The organism is Paraburkholderia sp. BR10923 (assembly GCF_040948765.1).
Lineage (GTDB): Bacteria > Pseudomonadota > Gammaproteobacteria > Burkholderiales > Burkholderiaceae > Paraburkholderia > Paraburkholderia youngii.
In genome coordinates this window covers 33,601-45,689 of the sequence record NZ_JBFPKO010000038.1, presented here as the reverse complement: position 1 = coordinate 45,689, position 12,089 = coordinate 33,601, and the positions used below count along the sequence as shown (strand labels likewise).

At 59.8% G+C, this 12,089-nt stretch carries 21 protein-coding genes and 1 pseudogene; 3 read left to right on the top strand and 19 right to left on the bottom strand.

The features are described from left to right. Positions 1-44: 44 nt before the first annotated feature. The 6 genes and pseudogenes from AB3X94_RS37465 to bet form a co-directional block, all read right to left on the bottom strand. A complete protein-coding gene (locus tag AB3X94_RS37465) occupies positions 45-335 on the bottom strand; it encodes a hypothetical protein (protein WP_368614182.1) in 291 nt (96 codons plus the stop codon). Between the two features lie 13 nt (positions 336-348). Beyond that, positions 349-750 carry a hypothetical protein gene (locus tag AB3X94_RS37460; RefSeq protein ID WP_368614181.1) on the bottom strand — a complete coding sequence of 134 codons (402 nt, stop codon included), beginning with the start codon at positions 748-750 and terminating at the stop codon, positions 349-351. A gap of 18 nt (positions 751-768) precedes the next feature. Next, positions 769-1,953 carry a tyrosine-type recombinase/integrase gene (locus AB3X94_RS37455; protein ID WP_368614180.1) on the bottom strand — a complete coding sequence of 395 codons (1,185 nt, stop codon included), beginning with the start codon at positions 1,951-1,953 and terminating at the stop codon, positions 769-771. A gap of 176 nt (positions 1,954-2,129) precedes the next feature. Continuing rightward, positions 2,130-2,864: a hypothetical protein gene (locus AB3X94_RS37450; RefSeq protein WP_368614179.1), complete on the bottom strand. Its 735-nt coding sequence runs from the start codon at positions 2,862-2,864 to the stop codon at positions 2,130-2,132. Continuing rightward, positions 2,848-3,495 (bottom strand): hypothetical protein, encoded by a 648-nt coding sequence (locus AB3X94_RS37445; RefSeq protein WP_368614178.1) that lies wholly within the window; start codon positions 3,493-3,495, stop codon positions 2,848-2,850. The genes AB3X94_RS37450 and AB3X94_RS37445 overlap by 17 nt, the downstream gene beginning before the upstream one ends. 446 nt (positions 3,496-3,941) lie before the next feature. After that, positions 3,942-4,544, bottom strand: a pseudogene (gene bet, locus AB3X94_RS37440) (phage recombination protein Bet); the annotation flags it as partial. 842 nt (positions 4,545-5,386) lie between these two features. Here bet and AB3X94_RS37435 point away from each other — a divergent pair. Further along, on the top strand, positions 5,387-6,280 hold the full coding sequence (locus tag AB3X94_RS37435) for a hypothetical protein (protein ID WP_368614177.1): 894 nt from the start codon (positions 5,387-5,389) through the stop codon (positions 6,278-6,280). 15 nt (positions 6,281-6,295) lie between these two features. Here the strand turns inward: AB3X94_RS37435 and AB3X94_RS37430 are convergent, their stop codons facing one another. The 13 genes from AB3X94_RS37430 to AB3X94_RS37370 form a co-directional block, all read right to left on the bottom strand. Next, complete coding sequence (locus AB3X94_RS37430) at positions 6,296-6,565, bottom strand: hypothetical protein (protein WP_368614176.1); 270 nt, start codon at positions 6,563-6,565, stop codon at positions 6,296-6,298. Beyond that, positions 6,562-6,813: a hypothetical protein gene (locus AB3X94_RS37425; protein WP_368614175.1), complete on the bottom strand. Its 252-nt coding sequence runs from the start codon at positions 6,811-6,813 to the stop codon at positions 6,562-6,564. The genes AB3X94_RS37430 and AB3X94_RS37425 overlap by 4 nt, the downstream gene beginning before the upstream one ends. A gap of 8 nt (positions 6,814-6,821) precedes the next feature. Continuing rightward, positions 6,822-7,085 (bottom strand): hypothetical protein, encoded by a 264-nt coding sequence (locus AB3X94_RS37420; protein ID WP_368614174.1) that lies wholly within the window; start codon positions 7,083-7,085, stop codon positions 6,822-6,824. Next, a complete protein-coding gene (locus tag AB3X94_RS37415; RefSeq protein ID WP_368614173.1) occupies positions 7,082-7,264 on the bottom strand; it encodes a hypothetical protein in 183 nt (60 codons plus the stop codon). The genes AB3X94_RS37420 and AB3X94_RS37415 overlap by 4 nt, the downstream gene beginning before the upstream one ends. 44 nt (positions 7,265-7,308) lie before the next feature. After that, complete coding sequence (locus AB3X94_RS37410) at positions 7,309-7,542, bottom strand: hypothetical protein (protein ID WP_368614172.1); 234 nt, start codon at positions 7,540-7,542, stop codon at positions 7,309-7,311. After that, complete coding sequence (locus AB3X94_RS37405) at positions 7,539-7,742, bottom strand: hypothetical protein (protein WP_368614171.1); 204 nt, start codon at positions 7,740-7,742, stop codon at positions 7,539-7,541. The genes AB3X94_RS37410 and AB3X94_RS37405 overlap by 4 nt, the downstream gene beginning before the upstream one ends. Beyond that, entirely contained in the window at positions 7,735-8,010 is a 276-nt protein-coding gene (locus tag AB3X94_RS37400) for a hypothetical protein (protein ID WP_368614170.1), read from the bottom strand. Before AB3X94_RS37400 ends, AB3X94_RS37405 begins: the two co-directional genes overlap by 8 nt. Further along, positions 8,003-8,866 (bottom strand): DUF932 domain-containing protein, encoded by an 864-nt coding sequence (locus tag AB3X94_RS37395; RefSeq protein WP_368614169.1) that lies wholly within the window; start codon positions 8,864-8,866, stop codon positions 8,003-8,005. Before AB3X94_RS37395 ends, AB3X94_RS37400 begins: the two co-directional genes overlap by 8 nt. Positions 8,867-8,918: 52 nt before the next feature. Continuing rightward, positions 8,919-9,242, bottom strand: coding sequence for a hypothetical protein (locus AB3X94_RS37390; RefSeq protein WP_368614168.1), 324 nt, complete (start codon positions 9,240-9,242; stop codon positions 8,919-8,921). 69 nt (positions 9,243-9,311) lie between these two features. Then, positions 9,312-9,614 carry a hypothetical protein gene (locus AB3X94_RS37385; protein WP_368614167.1) on the bottom strand — a complete coding sequence of 101 codons (303 nt, stop codon included), beginning with the start codon at positions 9,612-9,614 and terminating at the stop codon, positions 9,312-9,314. Between the two features lie 4 nt (positions 9,615-9,618). Continuing rightward, positions 9,619-9,885, bottom strand: a complete 267-nt coding sequence (locus AB3X94_RS37380; protein WP_368614166.1) for a hypothetical protein — start codon at positions 9,883-9,885, stop codon at positions 9,619-9,621. A gap of 14 nt (positions 9,886-9,899) precedes the next feature. Continuing rightward, entirely contained in the window at positions 9,900-10,133 is a 234-nt protein-coding gene (locus AB3X94_RS37375; RefSeq protein WP_368614165.1) for a hypothetical protein, read from the bottom strand. 218 nt (positions 10,134-10,351) lie between these two features. After that, positions 10,352-10,609, bottom strand: coding sequence for a hypothetical protein (locus AB3X94_RS37370; RefSeq protein WP_368614164.1), 258 nt, complete (start codon positions 10,607-10,609; stop codon positions 10,352-10,354). Positions 10,610-10,763: 154 nt separating this feature from the next. Between AB3X94_RS37370 and AB3X94_RS37365 the strand changes: the two genes are divergently transcribed. After that, entirely contained in the window at positions 10,764-11,432 is a 669-nt protein-coding gene (locus AB3X94_RS37365) for a DUF1367 family protein (RefSeq protein WP_368614163.1), read from the top strand. Next, on the top strand, positions 11,422-11,940 hold the full coding sequence (locus AB3X94_RS37360; protein ID WP_368614162.1) for a hypothetical protein: 519 nt from the start codon (positions 11,422-11,424) through the stop codon (positions 11,938-11,940). Before AB3X94_RS37365 ends, AB3X94_RS37360 begins: the two co-directional genes overlap by 11 nt. The last annotated feature ends 149 nt before the right edge of the window (positions 11,941-12,089 follow it).

Below are 12,089 nucleotides of genomic sequence, written 5' to 3'. Positions count from 1 at the left end.
GGCCGCGCGAGACTGAACGCAGCATGACGACGCAAGGGCATTAACTAACCGTACACCCAATTATCGGTTCCAATTTCTCGAATGCCGATATTGGTGATACGGATATTGTCGGGGTCGCGGTCCAGATAGTAATAGCGCGCCACGTCTTCGCCGTACCATTCGCCCCAACGTTTCCAGAACTTGTATTTGTGGATGAGCACCCAGCCGTGCCAGTGAACGCCGGGATACTCGTTTAGCTCGTCACGCGTCAGGCATATATACCAGTAGTTTTGATATCGCCTGATTTCCCGATTACCTGAGATAGTGCGAACGGGGGTGCCTGCTGCTGCGACCATTTAAAGCTCCTTTCTAGGGCTGAAAATATTCGCGTGTGGGGTCTCCGTTGGTGCGGCGTCGGCCGCTTGGGGGATGACGAAACCAGCCTTCCGGCTCGCCCTTACCGTCCCACTTTTCAAGCGCTGATGCTGCACCGGCATTGGCGTTGTAATAGTAGCAATCGTTATGACCCCATGCGTTAATATCGACGCACAGGACATCGATTGCAGCCATCGGCATAATCGCACAAATCCGGCCGTCCGCTAAAGTTTTAAATGGGCGGACATAGCCAATGCGCTCAAGGTCTGCGTCAGTGGGTGAGCCCTCAAAGGTAGGCTCAAGTATGGCGAGCAGGTCTTTAACCTCTGCGTCACTCATGCCGAGGCGCAGGTAGTTCACGACAATGCGTTTTAGATAATCGCGACTCTCAGACATCGGCCCTCCCGTAAAGTCTCACCTGAAAACAGGGTCTGTCGAAGGGTCAACTAGCTTGACGGGTCCACCCTCGCGATTCGCTGCATTATAGATTCGGCGTGTCGTCGCGGGGCTTGAGTGATTGCCTAGTGCCTGGGCATCGAGGTTCTGCAGGTCAGCATTGGTGAGTGCGCGTCGCCTTAAATCATGAAAGTGCAGCCCGACAAACATGCCGGGCTTTGGTAGTTTCTGCTCTGCGATGCAATTGATAATGTAGGCGCGCTCGGCTTTCATCACTGCCCGCTTGAACGCTGCTCGTGCGCCCTCGTAAGTGTATTTGCCGCCGTCTTTCTTGCGCACGACATAATCGCTAGGCTGGGTTTTCAATGCTTTAGCTGCAAGCAAAACCTCGTGAAGCTGCGGAGTGATACGCACTGGAACCTTGCGCCCAGTTGTCTTGCGGGTCTTTGACGGATAGAACATCAAGCCAACGTCGCCTAGCTCCCCCACGTCCTCAAACTCAGGAAGGAAGATAGACTGGTCGGATACTGCGGACCATTCTAAATCTAAAAGGTCGCTGATACGCTGTCCTGTGATGGCGGCGAGCTGCACGAGCACTTTAACCACTGGCGGAGCGACTTTGAGAATCCAGTAAAGCTCCTCGTCATTGATATAGCGTGTCCGTGTGGGCTCTTTCATTTCCTCAAGCTCGCGCGTGGGATTGGTCTCCCTCATCCCTCGCCTGACTGCCCACTTGAAAATATTCGATAGAAAAGCCTTGTAGGCATTGGCCGACCAAGGTCTGTCGGCATACCTCCCATCAATGAAGCGCGCGATGTCCGCGTGCCTCACTTTGTTGACAAGTAAGTCGCCAATCTCCGCATTGATAATTTTCGCCATCTTCCGATACTTGACGACTGTCCGATACTCAAATTTTGCGGACCCGTCTGTCGGGGCATCGAGCGGAGCAAACCTTTCGAGCCATTGGTCGATGAGCAACCCAAGGGTCTCCTGTCCTGTCACCTCGGCAACGAGTCGTCGGTAGTTGGCAAGCGCTGCTTCCAGTAGCTGCTCATCCGTCCGCCCCGGCTCCGTCACATGGCCGAGTGGTACGGCCTTATGTCGATTCTCAGGGAGCGGTCGGAGGAAGTAGTAGACATTTTTGTTAATGACCATCCGGTACGGCAGGTGGCCATGCTTGCGGTTTATGCGTTTTGACGCCATAGAATGTTTGATGCCCTTGGTTGCAGCCCTTCAAGCGGGGTTTATTTTGATATATGTTCCCGTCCCAAAGTATAGACAAGCAAAACCCGGCCCAATAGACCGGGTTCCTGTCATATCACATGCTGTTATAGCATACGATGCTATACGATATGCTTACCTTAACTGAACATTAAGGACTAGCCGCGCACGGCGACCGTGCCCTTGTCGAAGGCGCGCACGCCGGGGATGGCGAGGGCTTTTTTCTGCGCTTTGGCGAGCGCAGTTAGCGCCGTCTGATTAATTTGTAGCAGGTTCAGGTACTCAGGGTGAGCCGCAACATAGGCCACCAGCGCATGTAAATCAGTACACTCTGCCGTCCAAACCTGACGCGTCGATACGCCCTGAACCTTCGCAGGTTGCACGGGTTGCACCGGCGCGCTCATCACATCGATGCTCTGCGACAGAGCAAATGCTTCCTCGGCTCGCCCTCCCTGAGCTGCCGCTTTGGCTCTCGCCTCAAGTTCCTCGCGCAGCACACGCGCCTGCCGTTCGCGCTCCGCGTTCTCGGCCGCGATGCGCTGTTGCTCCCTGCGCGTCCATTCGAGCATCCGGGAGCGCAGCAGGCGCGATGCTTCCTCAAGTTTCTCCGAGACGGGCTTGAACAGGGCATTGACGTTGCGCAATGCGACGTTCATTGGTCCGGTAATCGCGGTGCGTCGCGCCTCCAGCGCTTCGGCCTGCTGCTTGTAGACGGTCAGCTGGTGCGCGGCGTACTCATACATATCCTGCGAGTCGATGACGTAATCGTTTGCGACCGCAGCCTCCGCAAGCGCCCGCTGAAACTGTTTGTCATTGTCGCGGGGCATCGCGACCGTGATCTGGGTTGGCTCAATGGCCGCTTCGGCAATGGTCGGTTCAATAGTGGTTTGCATGGCGAATCTTGAAATTGTGAACGGTAAGGAGTGCGAGAAAAACCCGCAGGTCGTTGGGGTCATCGAGCGGCACGAGCCGGTAGGTGCCGTCTGCTTTCAATTGCAGACACCAGCGCCTTGCATCGCGCGCAATCTCGCGCAGCTCAGGATCTAGTTCAGGCGTCGAAGCTGCCGCCTCGCGATAGGCTGCGGTCTGCGGGCCAACGGTCGGCCCGACATCGACGGTGCATTTAAAGTCAACGAGCGCGGGCCGGTCGTGCAGGTAGCCAAGCGAGTCGAGCGTGCCGGCATAGCCGAGCCCAGGGTGCCACACCCGCAGCTCGGATTCCGCGGCGAGGTATTGCGCCTCGGACTGGAAACGCTGCCACGCGGTGAAGTAGGGCGACACGAGCGGGTGCAGCGTGCTCGCGTCGAGCTGGCCCGCGATGTCGAGCTCGATGGCGCGATGAGCCGCCCGGCCGATAGCCGCCTTGTTCTGCAGAACCTCGTGCGACACGCCCGGATTGTTCTCCGCGTTCCACGGCGACACGGGCCAGAGTACCCGGCTCACGCCGGGAAGCTCCTGCCCGTTGACGCTGTAGCGATGCGCAGCCCGGTCAAATTGGAGTCGGTCGGTCACGCCGTCGCCCACGCCTGCACTTCGGCATAGTTCGACTTGTTGACGCCGGACAGGTCGAAGCCGAACTTCGCGCGCATATCGACTTCATTTTTGCCCGCCGTTTCCATCTTTCGCTTGAGAATGTTAAGCATGTTCTGCGGAACAGGGGTTGGCGGGGGCGCGCTCGCGCTAGCGGGCGCGTCACCGTCGCCCTGTATTAGCTCTGCCTGACTGTTAGGTGCGTTTTCCTCGGGATGCTCGATGACGGCGACATCCTCGGCCTGCGCTGCGCGCTGCACGGGCGGCGGAGCATTGTCAGAGCGTGCGAAGCGATTGGGCGCGGCCGTATACATATCGACGGGTTCGCGCTGCTTCGTTGACGGGTGAACGAACTGCGCGGCTGCGGTCGGCGCGTTCTCCAATGCGCGGGGCATGAGCGGGTCGTCGCGTTCCTTGCCAGCCTCGATGGCGGCGCCCATTTCGATAATGCGCTCGGCTTCGTCCTGATCGAAGATGTTCGCGAAGCCGAAGGCGAGGCGCGCGCACTGGATTTGCGCTTTGTGTCGCAGCATCCGGCGCGGGTGCGACTGCCACGGCCCGCTCACCGTGTATTCCTTATTGCCGTTGCCGAACTTGCTCTGTCCGACGAAGGGCTCGCGATAGCACTCGATTGCGTACTCGCGCACGGTGATCGGGTGCGAGCGGTCCTTGCGCCAGATCGTGCAGTCGGTCCACGCGTGCAGCGGCTTCCTGAGCCCCGGAAGCTCCACGAACTTCTCGTCGTAGGTGAACGCGATACCGTCAAACATCGCGTGCTCGTTGATGATCCGCGTCCAGCCATCGACCGACACCACGGGCACGATGCCGTTCTGCTTGTCGGGGTAGGCGTAGATTTCCTTGGTGAACGGGTTCAGCCCGTACTGGTCGGCCACGATCATGAGCGCGATGAGCTGCGCGTCGGTCGCCTCGCCGTCCTTTACCTTGAATGCGGTGGCCTTGAGCACGTCGAACACTTCGTCGCTGCCGATGCCGTAGCGCTCCGCGAAGCGTTCGCGCAGGATGGATGAGTTGGGTTGGTTCATGTAAGGGTTTCTCCGAATGACCGCCAGCGACAGGGGTATCGCTGCGCGGTGCTATGCCGTCATATGCGACGCTATACGGTCGTATGATAGCAACGCATATAATAACATACACGTACACCTGATTTATTGGGAAGGCAGGAGTGGAAACCCGACGCGACAAGGGTTTGCGCGTGATCGGTGCGGTATGATGTCGTGCTCATGCGCCTGTGCTGCTGATGCGCTCGAGACGTTCGCGCGCATACCCGCAGCATAGGCCGCGCGTGGCGGAAAGCAACTACGCACCGTGCGTGAAATTTATTGGCGACCGCAGGGCAACGGGTCTATCATCTGAACCCAGACCCTGCGAGCAATTTTTTCCAGGGGTCGGAGGGTGATATATGTATAATCAGACAGTTTTCGGCCGGGCAGCTCGCGCGTGACGCGGCGCTAGCCGGAAATAAAAAAGCCCCGAACGTTGGTAGCGTTCGAGGCTTAGTAGTGCAAGGCGTGACGGCCAAATTGAAGACTGCGTTTCAAAAACTCCGGGTAGTTAGCCGGGGCCTTTTTGCAGCCGTTTTCTTTTGGTCGAGCCAAAAGTGATTGGAATCGTGCCATAGGGGCACGAACCGGTCAAGCAATGTTTGATGACAGGAGACACAAAAAAGGCAGTCGCCTGAGAACGACCGCCTTTCTTGCACAGCTAACTTCGCCAGTAGCGGCTCTGAACCAACCCAAGGAACGAGCCCTAAAACAACTCCCCCGGTGACCCCTCACCGGGTTGACACCTGCTCCTTGCGGAGCGGGCGGCCCACCGTTTGCCAGAGAGCATCACGAATGGAGCAGGACAAATGCTAGCATATGATATGAAAACGCGCCAGGCTGACACGCTGGCGACTCTTCGCGAACAGCTCCGCGCCTGTTCCGACGCCGCGCGAGGCGCGGCCCTCACCGCACTCACATTCCTCGAAGACGGCCTTGCACTGCCCACCGACCGGGACGAGTTGTGTGCGCTGCTCGATGTCACCGACTACTACCGCGTCAAACACTGGCGCGAGTTCTCCCGTGCTATCGGTCTTGTTCAAAAAATTTTCCACGCCCGAAAAAATTTTTCGGACGATGGCAATAGCTCTCAAACCCAAGCGCAGCAAGGCAAAGCGCCCGACGACAGCGCTTCGCAAGACGATGCCCTATTAGGTTTTAAAGGTTTTAGTTTTAATGTTTTAGAAAAACAGGAAACATCGACAACCGAACCGACGCGACAGTTTCCCGAGGCGAAGCAACCCGGCTGGTCCGGGATTCGCGATGAGCTGCGCAGCATGGGCGTGCGACTGCAGTGGATCCCCGTGCGGGCAATCGGCATGGCGTGGCGCGATGAAGTCGAGCAACGGCTGCGACCGCTTGCCGCGGAGTTGGGCATCGGGTTCGTGGAGCTGTGCAGGCGTGTGGCGAGCGAGTTTAAGGGCATGGGCAGGACCTACACGTCATCGGCCCTGCTAGGGTGCTGGCGTGCGATTGTCGCCAACATACGCGCGGCGCTGCGCGCGTCGAAACCGGTTGAACCGGTGCCGTGTGATGTGCCGGCCGTTGTGCCCGTGGTGACGCCCATGCGGGCAACTGCGTCCGCACGGATCAGCGACCTGGCTGCGGGCTGTCTCGCGGCGGCTCGCGACGCGGCGAAGCTCGCACCGCGACGGCTCGCGTCGAGCCAGTTACCAACAGGGTTGCCCACAAAATCTGTGGATAATGTGACTGCTTAAAAATGGCGAAAAATGCTATGCGTTCGCCCGTGTCGCGCTCCACTCACCGAGCAGGTACGGAGCGGCGAGCGGCAGGTAGCGTGCATAGACACCCTGGGCGCGTTCGAGCGAACCGGGCGGCAGATCGCGCGGCGGACAGTCGAGACGCGTTAGCTCGTCGGCAGGCATGCCCGTGATCTCCGAGAACATCGCGACGCAGAGCGCCGACAGCTCGGGCGGCTCAATGATCGCGCCGTCGAGCAGTGCGTCTATCAGGTTGCCAAATTCAGTGCGGACGTTCTTCATTCCCGCTCTTTGATGATGCGCTCGGCCTTGCGTAGCAACGGCAACCATGAGTCGTCGATGCGGTCGATAGCCTCGGCTAGTGTGTAGTTCATGCGCGCGAGCCATTCGGGTCGATTGAGCACGATAGCAGCGGCCAGCGCTTCGCCCGTCGAGAGCGCGCCGGGACCGTCAGCGTCTTTCACGTCGAGACACTTCCTCACGATATGGCGAAGGTCGGTGTTTGTTATGTCTTTCAGATCGTCGTGCATGCTTTACCTCAGTGCATCGTCTTGAGAATGCCGTAGATGACCACGAGCAGCGTGAGCCCTTGCCCGAAGATTGCGATATATAGCCGGTTGACGTGCTGGCTGATTGCGCCGAGTACTTCAGCCTTCAGCTCGGTCAGGTCGGCTTTGGTGGCAAGTCCCTGCCCGGTCGCTTCGTCGTGTTCCTGAATGACTTCGATCAGCGTCTCTGCCTGCTCGGCGGTCAGCCCTTTCTCGACTAGCTTGTTGCGCGCGGAGAATGCGTTATAGGTCATGTGTGCTGTGCCTCCGTGCGGAGGCGTTCGGTTAGCTGGTCGATGCGCTCCGACTGGTCGGCCGCGCCCTGCTCAAGTCGCGTGATACGGCGACGCATTGTAGCCATCTCGTCGCGCATCGCTTCCATTTTCTCGTTCATTTCCTGCAGGAGCTTGATGATACTTTCGTCGTCGCTCATATGCTCTCCCATCATATGACAGTATAGCAACGCATATTAGAGCCTCAGTTATGCTCGGCGTGCGTGATGGCTTCCGCGAGCGTGTAGAACGCGAGTCCGGTGCCATCGACCATGAAAAGCTGGCCGAACCGTGAGGCGACACGGCGAATAGGGTGGCCGTTGACGACCTGCACCGTGTCGCGCTCGAACTTCTCGAGCATCGCGCGGTTATAGCCCTCGGGACCAAGCGCCTCGGCAGCGGCGAACCGGCCTTCCGGTGTGTCAAGATTCCAGCTCATGAAAAGTACCTCCTTGGCAGGACGGTCACGAGCAGTTCGCAGCCGCGCTGCTCAAGCCGTCGCGCGGCAAAATTGATGTGCCACCAGCCACCGCTATCCCGGTCGCGGTACACGGTCTGCGGCAGCATCGTCTCACTCGCGACGATGCGCGCGTGCTCGATGGCTTCGTGCCTGCTCGTGTCAGTGCCAGCTTTACTCATCGATTGCCTCGTCTGACCAATACTGCGAGTCCTCGAAAATGTCGTCCCGGTACTGCGCGCGCTTCACTGCCTCGCACTTCTCGCACACGTAGCAGCAGAAAATGCCACGCGCGTCGCGCAGTTCCCAGCGGAAACCATCGCACTCGTGGTGTTCAAGGTCGTCGGCATTCTGAACGGGGAACCGTTCGCGTGCCTTGCGGCTTCGTGATGACATGGTGACTGCTCCAGTATGGGCGGGCGCGATGGCCCGCCCGTGTTGATTACGCAAGCTCGATCTCAGGCGTCGCCTCTGCGCGACCCGACTTGATTTCCGCCATGCCCTGCGCGAGCGTCCACAGCGCGCGGTTGATCTTTACGTCACTGTCGATTGCCTGCACCGGGCGCGTCGTCATCCGGCGCCCCTGAGCATTGCGGCCCTGGACACCGCCCCGGATGATGTTTTCCTGAATGCGGTTGAACGTCGCCCACAATGAGTCGTCGCGATCCTCCCAGCGTCGTGCCCGCAGAACGTCGCCCACTTCAATCGGCCGCGGCAGGTTGCGGTCCTCGTACCGCGCGACCAATGCGGCATTGGCGAGCACGCCCTGCTCGGCGGGCAGCAACCGGATCGACTTCATTTCCTCGGTCACGTCGCGGATGAGCCCGAACCCGTCGAGCACCGTGTGAGCGCCTTCGATCACCTCATGCACGATGTCGCCCGTGTGCTTGATGCGGATGTCCTGCAGGATGTCGCCGCACACCATGCCGTTCGCGCAAACGAAGCGGAGCAGGCCGGCGAGCATCTGGTACGAGCTCGTGCCGTCATGCGAGTTAATGAGGACGATCTCATTCGCCTCGCTCCCGGCGATCTGGTCGGCGTGGCGCAGGCGAAGCATGTGCTTTGTGAAGTCCTCCTTGCCCTCAACCCGGCAGCGCCCCTGCGCGACCATGAAGGGCTCGAACCCCTCCTTGCGCAACCCGTCGAGCACCTTGCTCGTGGGGATATACGCGTAGCGGGCGCTGCGCGAAGCGTGCGGCTCGTTGGCGAACACCGAGGGCGCGACGCGCGCTATCTCGTCATCGGTCAGCGGGCGCTCGGCGCGGAACTGAACGGCTTTGCCCATGCGGGCGGCTAATGCGGACATTTTCAACTCCATTACAAAGATTGGTAGTGCCAAGTAAAGCGCGCGTGAAAAATCAGCGTGCACCAGCGGCGCTTAACGCCTGTTCGTGTTGTGTAAACTCCCGCCCCTCGGCGGTGTCGAGCAGTTCGTAAAGCTCGCGCTCGGCGCTGCGCTGCCACTCGGCGTACTCCTCGACCGTCTCGTAGAAATGCGCGTCCTCGGCCGTGAACCCGTGCTGCGCGCGGTGCGCTGCGCGCTCGCGCTCGGCCTTCATCTTGCGCATCGCCCACCGCACGATCTCCGCGCGCACCGTCGCGACATGCGCGGCGAACAGCTCGAACGTCGCCGGGTCCGCGAGCACGCGCCGGGACGGGGCGATAACCGTTTCTACCATCATATACACTCCTATGCTACGTGATCATATACAGTCGTATGATAGTACGCACTGTACAAAAAACCAGTACTGTTACTTCCACCCGAGCGCCGCGCGCTTGTCCTCGACCTCACTGAGCGGGGTGCTCACGAGACGCCGGATTGTGGGCAGCGCCGCGACCGGTGTGGGGTAGGTGGGCGAGTTCCAGAACACGTCGCCAATCTGCGGCTCGATGGTATGCACGTTGACGATGACATACGACTCGCCCACCTGCACATACACACCATGCGCGAGCTGCACCTGCCCGTCCTCCTGCTCATCTGCCTCGGACACTCGCCCGGGCGTGAACCCATTCATGCGCAGGTAGTTGGCTACCTGCTGTGCCGTGTAAGCCATTTCCTCACCTCCAACCAAGTTCGCGCGACACGACACCGGGCAGATACCCAAGTTGCCCGCGCTCCGCGATGTAGACCACGTTTTCCTCGGGTTGCTCGTCGTCGTCGTCGTCGTCGGGGTCCGGTTGCCAGTCTGGGGGGCGGGCGTCGGGGCCAACCATCACGACCTCACCGATGGCGTACTCAAACTGCCAGTTCGGTTGTTGCGCAAGGCGCACTTCGGCGTCCTCGGGCATCTCTTCGAGCATTGCAATCAGTTCAGCGACTCTCATTTCAGGTTCCTCTCTCAGTCAATCGGGCAATCCGCCAGATGTGCATCAACCTTCGCTTTCGCGCGCCGCACAGCTTCGCGCGTGCGTTCGACCTTGCGCTTCGCGCGCTCAAGCGCCCGTTCAGCGTCTTCGACGGCGTTGAGTGCGTCGCCGTGATCGGCGCTTGCTTCTTCCCAAGCGCCCTCAAGGTCTGCGAATTCGGCTTCCCATTCCTCGTACTCGGTGAGTGCCGTTGCGTTCAGTGTCATTTCAGGTTCCTCTCTGTTTGCTACTTCCTTGTATGTATATTATTGTTATACGCGGCGTATAACAATAAAAAATTTAGAGTATGTATTCTAAAAACAGGGTCCGACCATGCTGCGCGCGACGTGCCAATTGTGCGGGGTCGTCGCGGTGCGCCCTGTATGTATATGCGCGCAGGCGTTCCCGCGTGCCGCCCGTGCCGCCCCTGCGAGCGCTGCGCCGGTTATTCGATCCGGGTGATCCGGTAGAAGCGGAACGCCGTGCCGTCGAACGTCTGCGGCGTGCCGATGCACACGGCTAGCGCGAAGCGGCCCCCGTGCGCGGCGGCGAAGCGGTTCATCGCGACGTTCAGCCCCTGCGAGCGGTACGGCCCGTCAGGGAATAGCAGGGCGTCGCCCGGTTTGAGCTGCGCGAGCTGCCAGGGCAGCGAACCCGCGACGAGCGTGCCGCTCTCGCGTCCGACTGTTTTCGTCGTCGTCATGTGTGGAATATCCCTTGCCTCGTGTGCGTTAATGTGGCGTGCTGTGGCTGCGTGCGGTGCTGTGATATGTGCAACATATAACAATAACACGGTTTGCCATTACAGTCGGTGCAACTGGACTATTTGCGGACTATCATGTGCGGAATGGGCACTGTTGACCGGCACGACATCGAGCGAGCGCGCTGCTGGCTGCGCTTCACCCTTGCTGCTGCCGCTCTGCGACGTGGAGACTGTCGTCTTGCCCTGGCGCTCGTCGAGCGCGTGCGAGCACAGCACGGGAACTTTGCTGCGGCCGTCGCGCGACGCGAGCTTTATGCGTATGCGGGAGTGCATACCGATGCCGCGCATCCTGCTAGTCAAAACAGACAGCGATACCCTGCTTGGCGTGACAGAAGCCGATGAGCGCGAGTTCAGGCGCTATCTTGAGCACGTCAACTCAATGCAGCCGGGCGAAACGATTGGGCTCTCATGGAGTCCGCCGCGCAGTCCCGTGCCGCACGGCATTCATTTTGCGATGCTTCGCCGGCTGTTTGAGGCGCAGGCCGTGTTCTCAGATCCCGAGGCGCTGCGCGCATGGGCGACGGTCGGCGCTGGTCACGCCGACTATGTGCCCGGTCCTGACGGCGTGCTCATCGCAGTGCCGCGCTCGATCTCCTACGACGCACTCGAAGAACCTCAGTTTCGCGCGCATCATCAGCGCGTCGTCGAATTCCTGCACACGCCGCAAGCCCTTTCTTTTCTCTGGCCTGACGCACGGGACAGCGCCACCGCATTGCGCCACATGGACCAGCTCACCCAGACCGAGACAACACATGCTGCGTGACGACCATCGCCGCGACTCCGCGGACCATCTGCTCTGCCTGCGCTGGTCAGCGTGGTATCACTCCCGCCGTCTTTATATTCCGCCACCGCCAAAGAACCTGCTCGCGAAAATGCGCATCCCCGATCCCACGGTCCTCGACGGGCCGGACGCGCCCTGTGCTCAGGAACTCAATTTTCTGAACAAGGCGATAGAGGCGCAGCCACCGGGCAAACTCAAGCAGCGCTTTTTCTGCTACTACCTGCACTGCATCCCCGTCCCGGCTTTACTCGATCACTTCCAGCTCAGTCGCGCCGGGCTCATGTCGGGCATCGAGCGTTTTCGCTCGCGCGCAATCACCGATCAGAAGGCGCTCATCGCGGGGCGCTCAATTGAGGATCGCGTGGTCACGCTGTCCGCATTCCGCCGCACCTTGGCCGAGCGCTGCAACGAGGTCCGGCGCTTGAACGCGGATAACGCAAATGCGTACAAACCGGACGCCGAAGCATACAAAAACGCGGAAATTTACTAAGATGATACGAGGCTGGACGGATGCGCTCCGAACGGCTCACACACTCCCAATAACCCGGCCGGGTTCTCGCGCCGGGTTTCTTTTTGCCTGTACGGATATACATACTGTCATATGATGTGATTGCATCGTATAGCACAGTAGCGTTCAAG